19 protein-coding genes are annotated in these 19,737 nt (G+C 68.9%); 9 read left to right on the forward strand and 10 right to left on the reverse strand.

The window, feature by feature from the left end; all coding sequences use genetic code 11:
• Positions 1-149 precede the first annotated feature (149 nt).
• Positions 150-743 carry a MarR family winged helix-turn-helix transcriptional regulator gene (locus ABD793_RS32660; RefSeq protein WP_344867076.1) on the reverse strand — a complete coding sequence of 198 codons (594 nt, stop codon included), beginning with the start codon at positions 741-743 and terminating at the stop codon, positions 150-152.
• A 57-nt stretch (positions 744-800) separates the two neighbouring features.
• Here ABD793_RS32660 and ABD793_RS32665 point away from each other — a divergent pair, with 57 nt between their 5' ends.
• The gene (locus ABD793_RS32665; protein ID WP_344867078.1) at positions 801-1,754 is read left to right on the forward strand and encodes an amidohydrolase family protein; all 954 of its coding nucleotides are present in this window, start codon (positions 801-803) and stop codon (positions 1,752-1,754) included.
• Between the two features lies 1 nt (position 1,755).
• On the opposite strand, the gene ABD793_RS32670 is transcribed toward ABD793_RS32665, so the two are convergent.
• Complete coding sequence (locus ABD793_RS32670) at positions 1,756-2,655, reverse strand: PDR/VanB family oxidoreductase (protein ID WP_344867080.1); 900 nt, start codon at positions 2,653-2,655, stop codon at positions 1,756-1,758.
• Between the two features lie 15 nt (positions 2,656-2,670).
• Positions 2,671-3,300, reverse strand: coding sequence for an MSMEG_1061 family FMN-dependent PPOX-type flavoprotein (locus ABD793_RS32675; RefSeq protein WP_344867082.1), 630 nt, complete (start codon positions 3,298-3,300; stop codon positions 2,671-2,673).
• 109 nt (positions 3,301-3,409) lie between these two features.
• On the opposite strand from ABD793_RS32675, the gene ABD793_RS32680 reads away from it, so the two are divergent.
• The gene (locus tag ABD793_RS32680) at positions 3,410-4,030 is read left to right on the forward strand and encodes a TetR/AcrR family transcriptional regulator (protein WP_344867084.1); all 621 of its coding nucleotides are present in this window, start codon (positions 3,410-3,412) and stop codon (positions 4,028-4,030) included.
• Positions 4,031-4,035: 5 nt separating this feature from the next.
• Here ABD793_RS32680 and ABD793_RS32685 read toward each other — a convergent pair whose 3' ends face one another.
• Entirely contained in the window at positions 4,036-4,317 is a 282-nt protein-coding gene (locus ABD793_RS32685; protein ID WP_344867085.1) for a hypothetical protein, read from the reverse strand.
• Positions 4,318-4,754: 437 nt separating this feature from the next.
• On the opposite strand from ABD793_RS32685, the gene ABD793_RS32690 reads away from it, so the two are divergent.
• Entirely contained in the window at positions 4,755-5,255 is a 501-nt protein-coding gene (locus tag ABD793_RS32690; protein ID WP_344867087.1) for a hypothetical protein, read from the forward strand.
• On the opposite strand, the gene ABD793_RS32695 is transcribed toward ABD793_RS32690, so the two are convergent.
• Positions 5,256-6,443, reverse strand: a complete 1,188-nt coding sequence (locus ABD793_RS32695; protein WP_344867089.1) for a cytochrome P450 — start codon at positions 6,441-6,443, stop codon at positions 5,256-5,258.
• Between the two features lie 413 nt (positions 6,444-6,856).
• Positions 6,857-7,474 (reverse strand): TetR/AcrR family transcriptional regulator, encoded by a 618-nt coding sequence (locus ABD793_RS32700; protein ID WP_486303692.1) that lies wholly within the window; start codon positions 7,472-7,474, stop codon positions 6,857-6,859.
• 96 nt (positions 7,475-7,570) lie between these two features.
• Between ABD793_RS32700 and ABD793_RS32705 the strand changes: the two genes are divergently transcribed.
• Positions 7,571-8,605 carry a glycoside hydrolase family 113 protein gene (locus tag ABD793_RS32705; RefSeq protein ID WP_344867091.1) on the forward strand — a complete coding sequence of 345 codons (1,035 nt, stop codon included), beginning with the start codon at positions 7,571-7,573 and terminating at the stop codon, positions 8,603-8,605.
• Here ABD793_RS32705 and ABD793_RS32710 read toward each other — a convergent pair.
• Together ABD793_RS32710 and ABD793_RS32715 are read right to left on the reverse strand one after the other, a co-directional pair.
• Positions 8,595-11,081 carry a beta-L-arabinofuranosidase domain-containing protein gene (locus ABD793_RS32710; protein WP_344867093.1) on the reverse strand — a complete coding sequence of 829 codons (2,487 nt, stop codon included), beginning with the start codon at positions 11,079-11,081 and terminating at the stop codon, positions 8,595-8,597. The genes ABD793_RS32705 and ABD793_RS32710 overlap by 11 nt on opposite strands.
• Before the next feature lie 234 nt (positions 11,082-11,315).
• A complete protein-coding gene (locus tag ABD793_RS32715; protein WP_344867095.1) occupies positions 11,316-12,683 on the reverse strand; it encodes an MFS transporter in 1,368 nt (455 codons plus the stop codon).
• Between the two features lie 81 nt (positions 12,684-12,764).
• On the opposite strand from ABD793_RS32715, the gene ABD793_RS32720 reads away from it, so the two are divergent.
• A complete protein-coding gene (locus ABD793_RS32720; protein ID WP_344867097.1) occupies positions 12,765-13,313 on the forward strand; it encodes a TetR/AcrR family transcriptional regulator in 549 nt (182 codons plus the stop codon).
• Here ABD793_RS32720 and ABD793_RS32725 read toward each other — a convergent pair.
• The gene (locus ABD793_RS32725; RefSeq protein WP_344867099.1) at positions 13,267-14,511 is read right to left on the reverse strand and encodes an MFS transporter; all 1,245 of its coding nucleotides are present in this window, start codon (positions 14,509-14,511) and stop codon (positions 13,267-13,269) included. The genes ABD793_RS32720 and ABD793_RS32725 overlap by 47 nt on opposite strands.
• Positions 14,512-14,624: 113 nt before the next feature.
• On the opposite strand from ABD793_RS32725, the gene ABD793_RS32730 reads away from it, so the two are divergent.
• Positions 14,625-15,557 carry a LysR family transcriptional regulator gene (locus tag ABD793_RS32730; protein ID WP_344867101.1) on the forward strand — a complete coding sequence of 311 codons (933 nt, stop codon included), beginning with the start codon at positions 14,625-14,627 and terminating at the stop codon, positions 15,555-15,557.
• Between the two features lie 9 nt (positions 15,558-15,566).
• On the opposite strand, the gene ABD793_RS32735 is transcribed toward ABD793_RS32730, so the two are convergent.
• Positions 15,567-16,208, reverse strand: a complete 642-nt coding sequence (locus ABD793_RS32735; RefSeq protein ID WP_344867103.1) for a TetR/AcrR family transcriptional regulator — start codon at positions 16,206-16,208, stop codon at positions 15,567-15,569.
• 825 nt (positions 16,209-17,033) lie between these two features.
• Between ABD793_RS32735 and ABD793_RS32740 the strand changes: the two genes are divergently transcribed.
• The 3 genes from ABD793_RS32740 to ABD793_RS32750 all read left to right on the forward strand — a co-directional run bounded on the left by ABD793_RS32740 (position 17,034) and on the right by ABD793_RS32750 (position 19,514).
• Positions 17,034-17,720, forward strand: coding sequence for an SRPBCC family protein (locus ABD793_RS32740; RefSeq protein WP_344867223.1), 687 nt, complete (start codon positions 17,034-17,036; stop codon positions 17,718-17,720).
• 491 nt (positions 17,721-18,211) lie between these two features.
• Positions 18,212-18,859: a hypothetical protein gene (locus tag ABD793_RS32745; RefSeq protein ID WP_344867105.1), complete on the forward strand. Its 648-nt coding sequence runs from the start codon at positions 18,212-18,214 to the stop codon at positions 18,857-18,859.
• A 178-nt stretch (positions 18,860-19,037) separates the two neighbouring features.
• Positions 19,038-19,514, forward strand: coding sequence for a hypothetical protein (locus ABD793_RS32750; protein ID WP_344867107.1), 477 nt, complete (start codon positions 19,038-19,040; stop codon positions 19,512-19,514).
• The last annotated feature ends 223 nt before the right edge of the window (positions 19,515-19,737 follow it).

Consider the following 19,737-nt stretch of genomic DNA (forward strand, 5'->3'; position numbering starts at 1 on the left):
GGGTGTGGCGGGATGGCGGGTGTGTGTGGCGGGTGTTGGTTGCGTACGTGGTGACGGGTGTTGGTTGCCGGTGGGGTGGCGGGTGTTGGGTGCGGGGAGGTGGGTACCGGCCAGCGGTCCGTCGTCCGGCAGGGTGTGTGGCTCGGTTCTTATTCTCGCCAGATCACGGCGGCAAGCCGCTGCAGGTCGGCGGTGAGTGTGCCCAGTTCCGTGGGGGTGTAGTGCTGCAGCACGCGACGTTGCCGGGCTCGCAGGATGTCCTGCATTGCGGCGAGTTGGTCGGCGCCGTCGTCGGTGAGGCGGATCAGGACCTGGCGCTCGTCGGCAGGAGAGCGCTGCCGGGTCAGCACGCCCTTGCCTTCGAGCTGCTTGAGCATGCGGGTGGCGGTGGAGACGCCGACCTCCGCGGCCGCGGCGAGCCTGCCGACCGGGAGCCCCGGTTCACCCGGCGCCTCGGCCAGCGGGGCCAGCAACGCGAGCTGCGCCAGCGAGAGCCCGTCACTCGCCTGGCCAGAGGTCAACGCCCGAGCCCGGCGCATCGCGTAGTACAGCTGGTCCGCCGCCTGTGCCAGCGCTTCGGCCGCTGCTTCTGCTGCCGGTGTCGACTCGTCGACCGCTGCCTTGTCGACCGCCTTGTCGACCGCCTTGTCGACGGGTGCCTGTCCGGCGGCTGTCGAAGCGGCCGGATGCGGTGATTCCTCCTCGGTCGCGTCCGGAACTCGGTCTGGGAACTGCTGCCGCATGCGCGCTACTCTAGCAGAGCAATATTTGCTAAGCGAACCTTTAGTGAGGTAGTGACCATGCCGACGCCCGCCCGGATCGACGTTCACCAGCACTTCGTCCCGCCAGCCTGGAGCCGTGCGCTCACGGCCGGCGGGGACACCGTGGGTGGCTGGGCGGTCCCGTCCTGGAGTCCGGCCGAGGCGGTCGCGATGATGGACCGGCAAGGGATCGCGACCGGGGTCCTGTCCGTCACCGCGCCCGGCGTGCACTTCGATCCTGGCGACGACCGTGCCGCGCGTGAGCTGGCGCGGCAGGTGAACGAGGACGGCGCGGAGATCGTCCGGGACCGGCCCGACCGCTTCGGGCTCTTCGCCTCGATCCCGCTTCCGGACGTCGACGGTGCGCTGACCGAGGCCACGCACGCGCTGGACGTGCTCGGTGCCGACGGGATCGTGCTGGTGTCCAATGTGCACGGACGCTATCTCGGCGACCCGGACTTCACCCCGCTGTGGGCGGAACTCGACCGGCGGGCCGCGGTGGTCTTCGTGCATCCCGCGCAGCCGCCGATGGCGTGGCTGCCAGGGGCGCCGGCACCGTTGGTCGACTTCATCTTCGACACCACCCGCACCGCGGTCGACCTGGTGCTGGCCGGGGTGCCGCGGCGGTTCCCGAACGTCCGGATCATCCTTGCGCACGGCGGAGGTTTCCTGCCGTATGCGGCATACCGGTTCTCCGGGCTCACCTCGATTTCGCTCGACCCCGACCAGGACGCCGACGAGCTCATCCGCGACTTCAAGCGGTTCTACTTCGACACCGCGCTTTCGGCCAGCCCCAGCGCGTTGCCCTCGCTGCTTGCCTTCGCCGAGCCGGGACACGTCCTCTACGGCAGCGACTGGCCGTTTGCCCCCGAGGCCGCGGGCGAGTACTACAACGGTTTCCTGGAAACCTACCCCTGTTTCGAGTCCGGCGGGCAGGAAGCCATTGACCGCGGCAACGCCGAAGCGCTGTTCGGCAGGCCGGCCGTCCGGTAGGTCAGAGGTCCACCACGAGACGGTCCGAAGTGGACCGGGAAACGCACGGGTACATCCGTCCCTGTGCGGCACCGAGGTCGTCGCGGTGCTCCGGCTGTCCACTGAGGACGGAAAGCTCGCAGCTGCCGCAGATGCCCTCCCGGCAGCCGGACTGCACCGGGTGACCGGCGAACTTGAGCGCGTCCAGCATGGTCATGTCCGCCTCGACCCGCACGGTGTCCCCGGAACGGGCGCAGACCACGTCGAACGCGGTGTTCGGCGGAAACGTCCTCACCACCGGCTGGAACCGCTCGACGTGCAGCCGATCGGCCGGGAACGCGGCCTCGGCTGCCTCGATCATCGAGGCCGGACCACAGCAGTAGACCAGCGCGTCCGACGGCAGTGCGGCGGCCAGTGCGGTGAAATCGGGCCGTCCGTCGCGCTCGGTCTCCACGATCCGCACCCGATTTCCGTACCTCGCTTGGAGTTCCACGGCGAACGGCATGGTTGCCGCGGACTTTCCCAGGTACACCAGCGTCCCGGCCGGTCCGGCGGCCCGCAGCATTGCCAGCATCGGCGTGATCCCGATGCCTCCGGCGAGGAACAGGTAACCCCGTGCCGGCAGCAGCGGGAAGTTGTTGCGGGGCAGGGAAACACGCAGTGGACGCCCGGTGCGCAGGAAGCGGTGGATGTACTCCGAGCCGCCGCGGCTGAGCCGGTCGTAGCGCACCGCCACGCGGTAACGCTCGCGATCGGCGGGATCGCCACACAGCGAGTACTGCCGGGTCAGCCAGTTCGGCGGCGCGAGATCGAGGTGTGCGCCCGGCTCCCACGGCGCGAGCGGGCCGTCTGCGCCGCGCAGGACGAGCGAGACGACGTCCTCCGCGATCGGTTCGATGCGGTCGAGAATCGTGTGCTGCATTCCGGTTCTCCGAGGTCAGTACAGCCGTTGGTAGGAGGATTCGAGAAGCTGGTCCAGTTGCTGCGGTGGCACGTCGGCGTCCATCTGCTCGGCGGCTACCTCTCCGGCCGAAGGCAGTTCGTCGGCCAGTGCCTGGCTCTCCGGATCCCACAGCCGGGACCGCACGAGCGCGCGGCCGCAGTGGAAGAACACCTCGGCCACCTCGATCACGATCGCCAGCTCCGGTGTCTTCGCCTCGGTTTGCATCCGGGCGAGCACGTCGGGTTCGTCGGTGGGGTAGCCGGCGCCGTTGACCCGCAGCACCTCCCGGATGCCGGGGACCAGGAACAGCAGCCCGATCCCGTCGTTCTCGGAGAGGTTGCGGAACGAGTCGGCGAGCTTGTTGCCCGGCCGATCGGGCAACGCGATGGTGTGCTCGTCGAGGACCTTCGCGAATCCCGGGTAATCACCGCGGGGTGAGCAATCTGCCCGGCCGGCCGCGTCCGCGGTGGCCATGGTCAGGAACGGCGAATGCGCGATGAACCGCCGGGCGTACTCGTCGATGTGGTCGTGGACCTTGTCCTTGATCATCGGCTCCGGCTCGCCGAGTCGCGCACGGACCTCGTCCGGCGAGACCCGCCGGGGGCCGGCGGCTGCTGCGGTCATGCTTTTCCCCTTGTCGATGGCTGGTCTTTGTGCCCAGGTCATGACACTATTGTGAGCAATTATTCGGTTCTCCCGCCACTCGCTTTCCGGTACACCGCAAGGAGCCGCCATGACCACCGGGGACCGCCGCCTTCGCGCACGTAAACAGCCTCGGCAGCTGCGTGCCGAGCGGACGCGGGAGCGCATCCTCTCCGCGGCTGCTCACGTTTTCGCCGAGCACGGCTACGCCGCGGGCACCACGAACCGCATCGCCGAACGGGCGCGGATCTCGATCGGTTCGCTGTATCAGTACTACCCGAACAAGGACGCCATACTGGCCGAGCTCGTCTCGCGGCACCTCGAGGTGGGTGCGGCGGCGGTCCAGCGCACTCTGTCGGAGGAACTGCCCGGTTCTCTGGAGGGCATCCTGCGCGGCTTCGTCCGGGCCGCGATCGAAAACCACCTGGACGATCCGCAGCTGCTGCGGGTGATCGCCGAGGAGGCGCCCCGTTCCCAGGAGCTGCTGGAGCGGGTCGAAGGGTTCGAGCGGGAGCGGACCGAGTTCCTGCAGAACCTGCTGGAGCACCACCCGGAAAGCCGGGTCGCGGACACCGCGACCGCGGCGCGGCTCGTGGTCACCACGATAGAGCTGGTGGTGCACAAGATGATCGCCGCGCCGGATCCGGCGGACGTCGACTCGTTCGAGAACGAGATGGTGGACATGCTGACCCGCTACCTCACCGCAGGGTGAGCCGGCTACACCGGTTCGGCCGAGACCACCGCGGGCAACCGGCGGAGGCGTTCGAGCAGCGGATCGACCTCGTCCGCGGCGACCAGGACGGCGCAGACCATGCTGCTCTCGGTGACGCCGTCGCGGACGTCGACGGAGAGATCGTGCACGTGGCGGTCGGTTTCGCGCAGGACGCGGACGAGTGCGGGGATTTCCTCGATGCCACCGGTGAAGTAGGCGGCGATCCGGCGGCGCAGGAGAAGCGCGGACCGGGTGGCGGGGTAGGTCGTGGACTGCGCGGATGACATGGCGGCTTCCTCCGGAACGGGAGCGGGCGAAACCGGGCCAGGTCCCCGAAAGAGGGCGAGCGAACGCCGACGCAGCACGCCGGCCTCCTGGTTCAGCCGACGCGCCCGGCTACGACCCGCCCGAAGCACGACATGGCGACAGGCTAACACGACGTCCGGCCGGGTCAAGACCACCGAGACCGCCCCAGCCGACGACCCGGCGGGACGGGTTGCCCCGGGGGTGCTGGCGGGTTCGGCGGAATTGGCCTGCACCGTGGGGACTGGCGGCCGCGCTCGTGACGAGACCGGTCTTGTGGGGCGGCTGTGCTTGCGCCGTGGTGGTTTTCGGGGTCGGGTGGGAGCCGGTCCCGATGACCTCGGTGGTGGGTCCGCCTGTGCGGTGGTTCGGCGGCGTGGTCGTCGGGACCGGTCCCGGTCTCGTGGGCAACACTCGGTTCATGGAACGCAAGCTGGCCGTGGTGGTTGCCGCGCTGTGTCTCGGGCTGTCGGCCGGGTGCGGGGAAGCCGGTGTCCCCGCGCCTGCCTCGTCCTCCGCGGCCGCTTCGCCTCAGCCGCATCCGATGACCGCCGACGACAGGGATTTCCTCCGCCGGATCTTCGAGGCGAAGTACCACGTCGCGTACCCGCTCACCGACGCCTGCCCGTCCGGGGTTTCCCCGGCCGACACCGCCTGTGGCACGCAGGTGAAAGCACTCGGCGAGACCGCGGACGCGGTCGTCCGGGTCATGGGCGACTATCTCCCGGACAGTCAGACCAAGAAGATCATCGACGACGCCGAGACCGTGCACAAGGCTGTCGAGACAACCGCGGGCCTCGGCTGTTTCGGCTTGTCCGGTAAGGGAAATCCAGCGTCCGAACAGGACCGGGCCAAGCTGTGCCCGCAGGTCGTCACCGCGGTCGGCCTGTCCTACCTCGAGTTCCAGGGCGACCTGCGCTGATCACCCCCAGGCGACCGGAAGGCTGACCGGACCGTAGATGGATGCCTGCTCGGGCACGACGATCTCCGCGGCGGGTACGGCGAGGCGCAGGTCGGGGAAGCGGGTGACCAGCCGGGCCAGTGCGATCCGCATTTCCACCCGGGCGAGCTGCTGTCCGAGGCACTGGTGCACGCCGTGGCCGAAGCCGACGTGGCCTGCGGCCTTGCGTTCGAGGTCGAGCACGTCCGGCTCGGGGTAGCGCTTCGGGTCGCGGTTGGCCATCGGGACCGACACCGTGATGCTGTCGCCCGCTTTGATGGTCCGGCCGCCGAGCTCGATGTCCTCCAGCGCGGTCCGGATCGGTCCGATGTGGATCACGCTGAGGTAGCGCATCAGCTCCTCGACCGCGCTCGCGGCGAGGTCGGGATCGGCCTTCAGCTTGGCGAGCTGGTCCGGGTTCTCCAGCAGCGCGTACGTGCCGAGCGCGAGCATGTTCCGCGTGGTCTCGAACCCGGCGACGAGCAGCATCATGCCGATATTGGCGAGTTCCTCGTCGTTCAGCTTGCCCTCGCGGATGAGGTCGGAGAGCAGGTCGTCGGTCGGCGCCCGGCGTTTGGCCTGGACCTGCTCCGCGATGAACGCGACGACACCCGCCACCGCGGCGTACCGTTCGTCGACGCTGACCTCGGTGCCGGCAGCGAACATCGTGGCCGCGTAGCCCTGGAACTCGTCGCGCCGCTCGTACGAGGTGCCGAGCAGTTCGCAGATCACCAGCGCAGGCACCGGTCGCGCGAACGCGGTGACCAGGTCGACCGGACCGCCCGCGGTGGCCATCGCGTCCAGGTGCTCCTCGACGATCTCGGCCACCCGTGCCTCCAGCAGCCGCATCCGGCGCACGGTGAACGCCCCGGTCAGTTCCTTGCGGTACTCGTGGTGCTGCGGATCGTCCATCCCGGTGAACACCCCGGGGTCGGCCGGCTTCGGCGGCGGGATCGGTCCGAGGTCGAACGGCACCCGGGCCAGCTCCGACCGTGCAGACACCCGCTTGTCCGCGAGAATCGCGCGAGCCTCGTCGTAGCCGGTGACCAGCCAGCCCTCGGTGCCGTCCGGATAGGTGAGCGGCTCGACTGCCGCCCGTCCCCGCAACGCAGGCGGCGGATCGAACGGACAGGCACCGCGCTCCAGCGGAAGTCCTGGGTGAAGGGTCATTCCTGCTCCTCGGTCACTACGTCCTACGCGTACTTCAGAAGGTACACATGCTTCACAACTTTGTGAATAGAGTGGCGCGTCTTGCCGGGCGCGGCTCGGCGAGGTCACCGGGACAGGGGCCTTCGTGGGGGTTTGCGGGCTGGACCCAGGGAGTGGCTCGCGCGAGCGACCGTGGCGGCCGCAAGCGGAGGGGTTGCGTGGGTGGCAGGTCGTGTGAGCGGGAGGGGTTGCGTGGGTGGCGGGTCGCGTGAGCGGGAGGGGTTGCGTGGGTGGCGGGTCGTGTGAGCGGGAGGGGTTGCGTGGGTGGCGGGTCGCGGATGTGGCGGTGCGTCGCGCGGGCGGTAGCGGACTGCGCGAGTGGCCGGATGGATCGGCGGCAGGCGTTGGCACGGCTGAGCGCACCCGAGCAGGGCCTACCTGCCTTCGGGGGTTTGGTTCTCCGCGGCGGACAGGGCGGGTGCGAGTGGCGCCAAGGCGGTACGCAGCAAGTCCGGCAGTGACCCGGAGACCACCACGAGTCCGTCGGTGCGTGGGTGGATCCAGGTCTCCAGTGCGATGCGGACGGCTGCCGCGACGCCTGCGGCCAGTACCCGCGCGGTCTGCGTGTCGGTGGTGCCGAGGCGTTCGGCGATCGCTTCTGCCAGTGGGTGTTCGAGTGCGGCGGGGCTGTTCAGGAACGCCGAGCGCAGGGCGGGGTCGGTGGTGATCAGCAGCAGTGCTTCCCGGCGGTGCTCGCCGGGGTCGGTGTACTGCTCCACGAGCGCGTCCCGTACGGCGTCGGCGAGCGGGGTGCCGGGGGGTTTCCTGGTCACGGCGCCGGCGATCCGGCTCTCCCGCTCGGTCGTGACGGCCGCGACGATCGCCTCTTCGCGGCTCGAGAAGTAGTTGTTGTACGTCCGCGGCGAAACCCCTGCTGCTTCGGCGATGTCGTCGACTCGGACGTTCGCCGGGCCGTGTTCCATCGCCAGCCGCAGTGCGGCCTCCTGCAGTGCTTCCCGGGTGGCCTGTTTCTTCCGTTCGCGCAAACCCACCCGGCCATCCTGACAGCAAGTTTGCGTATACGCAAACTTGCGTGCACGCAAAAATAGTGCTTAAGCTTGGACCTGCCGAAGACGAAGGGAACAGCCATGCGGGCCAAGGGAATGACGTACGAGACGGGTTTCGTCCGCGACGGTGCGACGTCGCGGGTGGACTTCGAACCGGAGGTGGTCCGGCGCGAGCTGCAGATCATCCGGGACGATCTGCACTGCACCGCCGTCCAGCTGATCGGCGGCGATCCGGAACGGCTGGAGCTGGCCGCCCGCTGCGCGGCAGACCTTGGGCTGGAGGTCTGGTTTTCGCCGTATCCGCTGGAGCTGACCACGGACGAGGTGCTCGCGTTGTTCGCCGACTGCGCGGCGCGCGCGGAACGCATCCGGGCAGGCGGTGCCGAGGTCGTGTTCGTCGCCGGGGTCGAGCTGAGCGTGATGAACCCGGGATTCCTCCCCGGTGCCGACGCGTCGGAGCGGGTCGCTCGGTTGCTGAGCGTGCCGCAGCGGCGGGCCGAACGGCTGGCCGAGGTGGCTGCCCGCCTCGACGAATTCCTCGCAACGGCGGTATCGGTGATCCGCGAACGGTTCCACGGCAAGATCACCTACGCGGCGATCCCGTTCGAGCGGATCGACTGGACACCGTTCGACTTCGTGTCGGTGGAGCTGATCCGGTCCGCCGAGGTGGCCGGCCAGTACCGCGCCGGGGTGCGATCCCTGGTGGCACAAGGCAAACCGGTCGCAGTCACCGGCTTCGGCTCAGCGGCATGGCGGGGCGCGCCGGAGGTGGCACCGCGGTCCATGGAGATCGCCGAATACGACCGGGAAACCGGCGATCCGGTCCGGCTGGACGGCGACTACGAACGCGACGAGGCCGGCCAGGCCGAGTACCTGAGCGAGCTGCTGCGGATCCACGAAGAGGAAGGTGTCGACAGCACTTTCGTCTTCCTCTTCGCGCTCTACAACTTCCCGCACCGGCCGGGAGGCGACCCGCGCGACGATCTGGACCTCGCCGGGCCGGGTATCGTCAAAGTGCTCGAGAACCGTTACGGCAGCACGTATCCGGATCTGCGCTGGGAACCAAAGGCGGCGTTCGCCGCCGTCGCCGAGCAGTACCGCGCAGTCACTGGGTGAACGACATCTCCAGGATTCCGCCGGAGAAACCGTCCTGCAGTACCGCTTCGACCCGCAGTACCTGCGCCTGCACCGGATCGAAGCGGACCACGTTGTCCCGGTCGAGGTCTGTCCCATAAGGACCGGCTCCGGTGACCGGGCGCCAGGTTTCCCCGTCCAGCCACAGCACCTGCCACGACGCGGGCGTCCGGCATTCACCAGCGCCGGTGTCGTCGTACCAGTACACCGAAGCCTGCCCGACGGTCTGCACCTCGCGCAGATCCCATTCCACCCACTCGGTTCCGCCGCGGTGGTCCCACCAGGTGAACCGTGGTACCGACTGGTCGCCGGAGCCGGACGGCGTCCGTCCATCGTGGACAGCCTCGTACGAGTCGCCGTCGTTGATGTGCGAGGCGCGCACGAGCGGCAGCCGGCGCCACTGGTTTCCGCCGCTCCCGTCCACAGTGGTCGGGAACGTGGTGATCCGCAGCCGCGCCGCGCCCATCGGGATCAACGTGACTGTCTCGACCCCGGCGTCGGACCGGGCGGGGCTCGGCTGCAGGAGGCCGACCACGTCCTCGCTGTCGGCCTCCCATTCGGCGATTCGCTTGGCCTGCGCGGACAGCCGCACCGGCGCGCCTTCGTGGGTGAACGGGTCGTGGTCGCCGATCGGTTGCCGATTCAGCGTGAATCCGGCCCCGCTGAGCAGCCCGTAATTCCACGGCGAGGTGGGATGCACGGCGAGTGCGGGCCAGTCCGCGGTGCCGCCGAACTGCTCCACCTCTTCGCCGATCTCCAGCGAGTAGGTGATCGGTCCGCGATCGACCGAAACTGCGTCGTGGTTGTCCGTCCACTGCCGGGTCGACACCTGCATCGGCAGCTGCAGCGTCACGGTGTCCCCGTCGTGCCACGTCTGGTCTGCTTTGGACCAGTCGCCTGCTGTCGCCGGGGCGGCCGGTTTTCCCGGCAGCTGCACGGTGGCGCCCTCGGCCCAGTGCGGGATTCGCAGGTACAGCGGGAAAGTTACCGGATTCGGGGTGGAGACGGTGAGCTTGATCTGCTCGTCGAAGGGATAGTCGGTGTCCTCGGTGATGGTGACCTCTGTGCCGTCGCCGACCTTGGCACGCACTTCGCTCGGTGAATACATCGCCGCGGCCAGTCCGCCGTCGCCGGTGGCCAGCCACAATTCTTCGGTGAAGTACGGCCAGCCCATCCCGTAGTTGTGCGGGCAGCAACGGTATTCGTGCACGCCGGGTTTGTAGGACTGCATGGCGAACGCGTTCTGGAACTGGCCGTGTTTGACGCCGTCGTCGAGCTGGATGCTGTTGGCGCTGGTGATGTAGTGCAGTCCGCGCTCTTCGGCGTCGTAGGCCGCGGGCAGCAGGTTGAACGCCAGCTCCTCGCACCGGTCGGCCCACGCGGTGTCCGCGGTGAACCGTGTCAGCATTTCGAAGCTGTGCATGAACTCGACGATTCCGCAGGTCTCGAAGCCCTGCCGTGGATCGCCGAATCCGGGGCGGCAGTTCTCGTCGCCGGCGAACCCGCCGCCGGCGAACTGCCCGTACTGCGACATCACGGTTCGGTAATTGCGGTAAGTTGCGTCGCGGAACCGGTCCTCGTCCGCGAGCAGCCAGTACTGCAACGGTTCCCGGAAGCCCTGCGCGAGATTCACGTTGTGCCAGGTGGGAATTCCGGACGTGTAATCGGCCGAACCCTGGTGCATCTTCGTCACGAGGTCCAGCAGCCAGGAATCGCCGGTCCGGTTGTAGAGCCAGTAAACGCTGTCGATGTTGTCGCCCCAGCGGAACGCACCCCAGGACCGGTTGAACACCTCGGCCGGCTGGCTGTTCTGGAAGGTGAAGTAGCGGGTCATGAACGGGACGACGGCGTCGTCGCCGGAGTACTCCTGCCACGACCGCAGTGCGGACAGCAGTGGCATCCCCGGCCAGAAATCCGGGCCGCCCTCCAGGGACGTGCGCAGCGCGGCAGGACCGAACCAGCCGTCGTCGGACTGGGTGGCCATGATTGCCCGCAGCCAGCGTTCGGCCTTGTCCAGAATGCCCTGGTCACCGGAGACGTAGCCGAGGTCGCCCAGTCCGCGCAGCCAGTACGGCAGTTCCTCCCACGCGTCGTTCGCCGGATCGACCCAGCCGTTGCCCTCGTACACCAGGAAATCGGAGACCTCGTCATAGCGGCCGGACAGCCCGTGCACCTGCAGGTCGAGCTGTTTGCCCAGCCAGCCGCGCGGACGGACCGAACCGGGCGGGAGCTTCTGGAACGGCACCGCCCGCAGCGGATCCCGGTTCGGCACGTAGTACCCGCCGCGCGCCGGATCCGGCCCGCCCGCGACGGTCTTCCCGGTTGCCGCGGAGGCGGCACCACCGAGCCGGGGCAGCGCGAGCGCGGCGCCGGCGAGCGCGAGCCCTCCGAGGAAATGCCGGCGGCCCAGGGCCGGCTGCCGTTCGAACGCGGGACGGGGTGCGGACTCTCGGCTCATGCGGACCTCGTTGTCTCCGGCGGGAAGTCACCACCAATGCTTCAACTCCGAACGGAATAAGTCAACAAGAATCAACGGATCCGCCCACCCGATGTGTGCTTACGGCCCGCGTACTTTCGCCGTTAACCCACGCGGCGTACGACTTTCGTCGCCCAGCGCACGCGTGCAGCTATGTTCGATTGTGTTTGCTTCGGCCGGGATCGCGAGCAGTCGGAAGCCCGCGATCGCCGGACTTCAGCGGCCGGCCATCGCCGGGCTGCCGGCGGCGCGGTTGCCGGGCAGCAGGACGGCGAGTGCGGTGGCTGCTGCGGCGCAGCCGAAGGTGACCGCGAACGCCACCGCGTACCCGTGCGCGGCGTGGTTGCCGACCGCGATGCTGATCGAGGTGAGGATCGCGACGCCCGCCGCCCCGCTGGTCTGCCGGGTGGTGTTCAGCAGCCCGGCGGCGATCCCCGCGTAACCCGGTTCGACCCCGCGGGTCGCCGCGACCGTGATCGGGGTGAACGCCAGCCCGATGCCGAACCCGATCACCGCCACCGGGATCCCGATCCCGGGCAGATAAGAAGCCTGAGCCTCGGTGAGGGCGGCGAGCAGCCCGAATCCGGCCGTCGCGATCAGCGCGCCGGCGATCGAGGTCCGTCGCACCCCCCACGACGGCGTGACCCGTCCGGCCAGCCGTCCGCCGGTCAGCGTCAGCAGCGACGACGGCGCGAACGCCAGCCCGGCCTGCAGTGGTGAGTAACCCCGGACCCCTTGCAGGTAAAGGGAAAGCAGGATCGGCGTGGCGAAGAACGCCAGCCCGATGGCGAACATGGTCAGATTCGCCGCGCTGACCGTGCGCACCCGGAACAACCGCAACGGCAGCATCGGCTCCCGGCTGCGGTGTTCGTAACCGAGGAATGCCGCCAACAACAGCGCTCCGGCGACGGCGGGCAGCCAGGTGGCGAGTGCCCCGCCGGAACCGGAAATCGCGTAGACGACCGACGTCAGCCCGGCCGTCACCAGCAGGGCGCCGGGGAGGTCCAGGCGCCGCCGTGCCCCGTCGCTGCGCGCGGGCAACGCCGGACGTACCAGCAGCGCGGCGAGCAGCACGATCGGCACGTTGATCAGGAACACCCACCGCCAGCCACCCGCCTGCGTGAGCACGCCACCGAGCACCGTGCCGGACGCCGCGCCGACCGCGCCGACCATGCTCCACGTGGCGAGCGCGGACGCGCGTCGCGCCCCGTCCGGGATCACGGTGGTGATGCACGTCAGCGCGGTCGGCACCAGCAGTGCGCCGCCGAGTCCCTGCACCGCGCGTGCCGTGAGCAACAGCCACGGGCTCGGCGCCAGCCCGGCGAGCACGCTGCCGATTCCGAACAACGCAAGCCCCGCGTACAGGATCCGGCGCAATCCGTATACGTCGGCGCACCGCCCACCCAGCAGCTGGAACCCGGCGAACACCAGCGTGTAGGCGTTGACCACCCAGCCGATCCCGGCTTCGCCGAAGCCCAGTTCGCCGCGGATGTCCGGGAGTGCGACCGCCACGATCGTCGCGTCCAGGATCACCGCGAACACGCACACGCAGGCCAGGACGACCACCAGCCGTTCCGCGCGCACCGGCCTCACCTCCACATCAGGTGAGGCTAACCTAACATATTTGTGACGACGCTTCACTAAATTTCTCGTTACAGTGCGCCGATGGCAGCACCCCGACGCGGCCGGCCCGCGAAGCTCAGCCTGGAGACGATCGTCGAGGCCGCCCTTCCCCGGGATCCGGACCAGGTGACGATGCAGGCCGTCGCCACCGAACTGGGCGTGGCGCCGTCCGCGTTGTACCGCTGGGTGCGCGACCGCGAGCACCTGCTCGACCTCGTCTCCGCCGAGCTCGCCCGCCGCATCACCACACCGGATCTGCCCACCGCGCAGAACTGGCGGCAATGGTTGCTCGGCTATGCCCGCGACCTGCGCGAGGGGCTGCACGAGGTACCCGGCTTCGCGGTCCGCTTGCTCACCGGGCCGCACCGGCACACCGGGCCGACGGCGGTCGAGGAGGCCGTGGTCGCCGCGTTCCGGTTCGGCGGCGCGGATGAGGCGCTCGCGCGCCAGTACTGGTACGCCTACAGCACGGCCATCATGGGCTGGGTCGCCGCCGAGCAGAACCGGCACCACCAGCCGGCCGTAACGCCGGATTTCGAGGTGCTCATCGATGTTCTGCTGCGCGGGACGGACCAGCGGCGACCGGACTGAGATCCTCGCGCAACCGGGGCAACAGCAATGGCGTGGCCAGCAACAGCACCCCGGCCAGTGCGATGGCCGCGCGCGGGCCGGTCAGCTGGGCCAGTAGTCCCCAGGCCAGCGTCAGCACCGCGGTGCTGAGACTGCCCGTGATCGACCACGCGGTGAGCACCCTGGCCTGACGGTGCCGATCGAGCAGGTTCAGCCGGTAGGCGGCGAAAACCGGCTGGAAGACGCTGATACAGGCGATCAGCACGAACTCGGTGACCATCACGATCGCCAGCCCCGCCGGACCCGGCCGGACGAACGTGAGCCCGAGCGGCCAGAGGGCACGGAGAGTGCCGAAGACGCGCAGTACGGTCCGTTCGCCGTGGCGTGCGGTGATCCGGCGGGAGAGCCGCGATCCGAGCAGGCCGCCGAGGCACGGAACAGCGAACGCCAGCCCGTACTGCCAGACCGGGAAGCCCAGCTGCGAAAGCATCAGCACCGACAACACCGGCTGGGCGGCCATGAGCAGCGCGTTCACGAGCAGGGCGTTGAAGAAGAAGCGGCGCAACGTCGGATGGCTGAGCAGGTAACGCCATCCTTCGACGAGGTCCTGCCACCGCCGGGGCGTCACCGGCTTCGCGGCAGGCGGGCGTTCGGGTTCCCGGATCGCGACGATGCCGAGTGCCGAGAGGAGGTAGCTCAGCGCGTCGAGCGCGACGGTGGCCACCGGGCCGAGCACCCCGATGACCGCACCGCCCAGCGGCGGGCCGATGACCGTGGCCGACCAGGTGGTGGACTCGAAACGGCTGGTGGCCACGAGAAGCCCGCCGTCCGCCACGATGCTCTTGAGGTAGGCGCCGCTTGCCGCGGTGAACGCGATTTTCGCCGCCGCGGCGACCACGGAGACTGCCAGTAGCTGGGCGAAGGTAAGCACGTCCAGCCAGTAGGCGAACGGAATCGTGGCCATCGCGGTGAACCGGACCATGTCCATGGCGATCAGCACCGGGCGTTTCGTCCGGAATTCCATCCACGGTCCGAGCGGGACCGCCAGCAGCGCGCCGATCGCGAGCCCGGCCGCGGACAGCGCCGCCACCTCGGCCGAACCGGCGTGCAGGACCTCGATGGCGATCACCGAGAATGCGCCGAAGCCCAGTCCGGTGCCGTAGGCGCTGATCGCGTAGGCAGCCCACAGCCATCCGAAGGTCCGTCCCAGCTTCGACATGCTTCCCCCTCGCGTTTGTCGCCGGGGGAGTGAAACCGACGGCCCCGTGCGGCCGCCAACAACGGGCCGAGCGGCGTGTCACAACTCCGGGTTGTGCGGGTAGGTTCTGGCTCGTGGAGCTCGATGCGGTCCGGACCTTCCTCACCGTCGCCGAGACCGGGCAGTTCCAGGCCGCGGCCGACGAATTGGGCATTTCCCAGCAGGCCGCGTCGAAGCGGGTGGCCGCGCTGGAGCGGGAATTCGGCGTCCGGTTGTTCGCGCGGACGGCTCGCGGGGTCCGGTTGTCCGTCGACGGGCAGGCCCTGCTGCCGCACGCGCGCGAACTCCTCCGCGCCGCGGAACGGGTCACCGCGGCCGTGACACCGGGACGGCGGGCACTGCGGATCGACGTGATGAACCGGCGGATCACGCCCGCCAACCTGCTGTACGCGTTCTACCAGCAGCGTCCGGACATCGAACTGGACGTCGTCACTCTGACCAATGTGGACACTGCGGTCGTGCTGGCCGAGCTGGGTGCCGGTGCGCTCGACGCGACGTTCCGCTCGTTGCGGGATTCCGCGGGCACTGTCCCCGGCGGGCTCCGCTCGGCGCGGGTCATCGACGAACGGCATGAGGTGCTGGTAGGTCCCCGGCATCCGCTGGCGAACGCGGGCAGCGTGACGCCGGGCGAACTTGCCGGCCACCCGATCTGGATGCCGGGCCTCACCGAGGTCGAGCCGCGGGGCTACTACGCGGACCTGGCCGAGGCATTCGGGCTCACCATCGAAACTGTCGGACCGAGTTTCGGTGTCGAGGCACTGCTTGCCGAACTCGCCGGTTCGGCCCGGCTTGCCACTTTCGTCGGCGACGGTTCGCGGTACCTCTGGCCGGAAAGCTACGACCTGCGGCGGATCCCGGTCGTCGATCCGACGCCGGTCTACCCGCTTTCGGTGATCTGGCGGGCGGACAACGCGCACCCCGTGCTGGCCGGGTTCCTCGACTACCTGGCGGCCGGGTATCGCGCCCGCGCCGGTGGAGAGGTCTGGGTGCCGGACTGGGCGCGCTGACCCGGGTGGTCACTGCGCGCGCAGTTCGCTCAGTTCCTCGTCGATCAGCAGGCCGGGGTCGAACTGCATGCCGCCGAAGTGGCCGGCGAGCTCGAGGGAGAGCACGCCGTGCAGACGGGCCCAGAAGGACAGCACACGGTGCAGGGTCTGGGTGGTCGGGAGATCGCCTGCCCACGCGCGGTGGTGGTCGAGGTGGTCGTCGAACGGGGTCGCCGGTTCGTCCGGCAGCGGGCCGCACGCTTCGACCAGTACGGCGAGTATCTCGTTCGAGATCGCGGTGGTGTCGTCCGGCGCGTGGTAGCCGGGGACCGGGGTGCCGTAGATGAGGAAGTACCGCTGGGGGTCGGTGTGTGCCCAGTCCCGGATGACGTGCGCCAGCTTCCCGAGGTCGGCACCGTTGTCGAAGGTGTCCCGCACCGTGTCGGCCAGACTCCGGTACGCGTCGCGGACGAGTGCGGTGATCAGCTCGTCGCGGTTGGCGAAGTACCGGTACAGGGCAGGCCCGCTCATCCCCAGCTGCTTGGCGATCGCGTTCAGCGAGAGCGCGGACACCCCCGCGGTGGCGATCTGCTCCCACGCCCGCTGCTTGATCTCCCCGCGAACCTGAACCCGATAACGCTCCCGCGGACTCCGCCCGTCGGTGTCCGGCATCCGGCACTTCCCTTCTGGTCGGTTGGTGTTGCCTTCGCAGTGTAGTTAGAAGGTCTCACTTTTGCTATTGACCTTCAGCGCTGTGTGGTTATAAGGTCTAACTACAGCGAGAAGCACTAGCGAGGGGAACACGAGATGACCGAGAACATCGAGACCGGCGCAGCCTCCGGCTCGGTCGGTACCCAGGGTGTGTCTGGTATCCAGGGTGCTGCCAGTGCTGCCGGCGTGTCTGGTGCCCGGGGCATGTCCGGTACTGCCGGAGTGTTTGGTGCCCGGGGCATGTCCGGTGCTGCTGGCGTGTTTGGTGCACGGGGCGTGTCCGGTGACGATGGCCTGTCCGGCGCTCACGACCTGCCCAGTGCTGCCAGCGCTCATGGCTTGCCCGGTGCTGTCGGTGTGCCCGGCCTGTCCAACGTGCGGGCCGCGTTTAGCGCGCGGGGCGCGTTCGGCGCGCCCGGCATGGATAATGTCCCTGGCGCGACCACCTTTGGTGCGATCGCTCTTGGCGCGAGCGCCACGGCTGCCTGTCCGGCCATGGCTGCCGCTAATGCGGACGGTGCCCCTGCCCCTGCCCCTGCCCCTGCCCCTGCCCCTGCCCCTGCCCCTGCCCCTGCCCCTGCCCCTGCCCCTGCCCCTGCCCCTGCCCCTGTGGCTGGTGGCCCGGCTCCTGTGGCTGGTGGCCCGGATCGTTCGGTCGGGGCGGTTGGTGTCGCCGGTTTGGTTGGCGTGGTCCGTTCCCCGGGGGCGGAAAGTGCGGCGGGATCGGTTCACCCCGTCGGTTTCGGTGGGCCGGGCCGTTCCGAGGGTTCGGCCGGTTCGGTGGGAGTGGTTGGTTCTGGCCGTTCCGCTAGGTCGGTTGGGTTCGGTGGGCGTTCGTGGTGGCGGTCTGCGGCGGTTGCCGTTCCGTTGGTGGCTGCGGGGCTCGTCGGTGTTGTCGCGCCGGCGGGTGCTGTGACTGCCGGTTCGTCCGTGGGGCCGGGGCTGGCCGCGCAGTCCGCTTCGCTCACCTGCCTCGGCGAGGGCACCGACCCCGCCGCGAAGCTGCACCATCGCACCGAGATCCTGATCAAGGCGCCGCTGCGCACCGTCTGGAACGTGCAGACTCGGGTGGCGGGGTGGCCGACCTGGCAGAAGTCTGTCACCAGCATGAAGCGGCTGGATCCTGGTCCGCTGCGCCCCGGTTCGCGGTTCCGCTGGACCACTCCGGCGCCGGCAACCCCGTCGACGCCGGCGACCACCCTGGTCGTCACCTCGACCGTGCACCAGGCGGTTCCCGGCAAGTGCATCCGCTGGAGCGGTCCCGCCATCGGCGAAGGCCTGCGCATCGACGAGGGCACGCACATCTGGAACTTCACCAAGGTCCCCGGCGGCACCCTGGTCCGCACCGAAGAAAGCTGGACCGGCGCCCAGATTGAAGCCGACCCGAAAACCGCCGCCGAAAACCTCTACCCGGGCCTGGACTTCTGGCTCGCCGACCTCAAGACCGCCGCCGAAGCGCGCACCTGTCCCTGACCCTCGCCCATCCGGGAACCCGCCCGCCGGCGAAGCGGCCCGCCCGGACCGGGAGCAGCCGACCCTGGGACCCGCCTGCCAGATAGGAAACCGTTAGCCCGCCGGAGAAACCACCGATCCGGACGGCAAACCGCCCGAATGGGCACACCATGCTTCCCGAGACCGGAGACCGGAGACCGGAGACCGGAGACCGGAGACCGGAGACCGGAGACCGGAGACCGGAGACCGGAGACCGGAGACCGGAGACCGGAGACCGGAGACCGGAGACCGGAGACCGGAGACCCGAGACCGGCTTTGGAAACCTGACGAGGTCGGGGGCCAGGCTTATCGGGGATCGCAGAAGCTATGGCGTTCGGGTAATCCCGAGGCAATGCGAGAGCGGGGCATCATGGGATTTCAGGGGCTGCGGAGGCTCCTGCAGTTCCCAGATCTGCGGGAGGGCTGAGCGCACCTGAAGGGGCGTTGCGAGAGTCCTTTGTGGTCCGGACGGTATGAGAGTTCTGGAAGTTTTGGTGATTCTGTTGCTTCCGAGGAATTGGTTGCCTCTGGTCCTGATTCCCCGGCTGCGGTCAGGTCGCTTCGGAGTCTCGGAGTTGCAGCCGCCGCGGTTGTGGTCCGGGGTGCTGGCGTTCGTTGGGGTGGACGTGGCTGTGTGGCTTGCTTGTCGTTGCTGGTGCGGCGGGGGCGGCGGTGGGGGAGCCGGAAAAAAAGTTTGTCCTGATTTATCCCGCAAATTCACTTCGAAGGAGAAGACCATGACCACTACTCCGGCCACCGAGCCGAATGTTGCCGGGTCTGGGCGTACCCGTCGTGCTTCGTGGGGGGTGCTTGTTGCTGTTTGGGCTTTTCCGGTGCTCGTTCTCGGGCAGTTCGCGTTCGTCGCCGGTATTCCGGTTGTGCTTGTGGTGGTGGGGACCTTGCGAGATCGGCGGTTGCGTGCCGCCGGATGGTGGACCGGGGTGCTTGCCGCGGCTTATCTCGTTCCCCTGTCGCTGTGGTTGCTGGGCCCGAGTGACGCGCCGAGTTTGTCGAAGTTCCTGAGTCCGGTTGGCACCGCGATCGTCGTTGCGGCCGGGGTTGCCGGTGCCGTCGGGCACCACGTGGCACGCCGACGTTCTGCTCGTGCGCAGGCGGACTGAACGCGAAAGTGCCCAGCCGTGGCCCGGACGTGGTCATCCTCGGGGAATGACCGGCTTGGCCCTGGGTCTACCCGCGGTCGACGCTCGCGGACGATGTGGCCGGCGGGGTGGCGTCGCTAACGCCGGGTGCGAACCGGCGCGGATTTCCGGCCAGTGGCCCGGCTGGCAGGAAGACCGGATGCGGAAAACCTTGTTACTCGTTGCCGCCGCCGCGCTGGCCGCGGTCGCGGCTCCCGCCGTTGCGACAGCGGTACCGGGCATCGTGAAATGGGGTGCTGCTCACCAAACCAAGGCGGTCCGGGCGGATTGGGCCTGGGTTTTCCGGGCGGTCATGAATAAACTGGGATTACCGCAGAGCGTGCTGGATTCCTATGACGTGATCGGGTTCGATCCACGGGGAGTGGGCCACAGTACGCCGGTGACCTGCAATTTGACTCCGGAACAGCAGGCGAAGGGAAAAATCCCGCGGTATGCGCGTGACGGCATGGATGTGGTGAAACGAGCCGAGGAGATCAAGACCGTCGCCAGCCAGCGCGCAACGTCGAGATCGGCCTGGATGCTGCCTTACGTGACGACCGCGGACACCGTACGGGACATGGACCGGATCCGGGTGGCATTGGGCGAATCCACGATCTCCTACGACGGCTATTCGTAGGGCACGGACCTGGGTGCGGTGTACACCACGCTGTTCCCGCAGCAGAGCGACCGGTTCGTGCTCGACAGCAACTTGGCGCCGGGTGGTCTGGACTCCTTCGGCGGGCGGCTGTTCGCACGGGGCTTCGAGGACCGGTTCCCGGACTTCGCGAAATTCGCCGCGGCGAACCCGAAATACGGATTGGGCAGCACACCGGCCCGGGTGCGTGCGAAGTATGACCGAC

Origin of the sequence: Amycolatopsis ultiminotia (assembly GCF_039536925.1) — a bacterium.
Taxonomy (GTDB): domain Bacteria; phylum Actinomycetota; class Actinomycetes; order Mycobacteriales; family Pseudonocardiaceae; genus Amycolatopsis; species Amycolatopsis ultiminotia.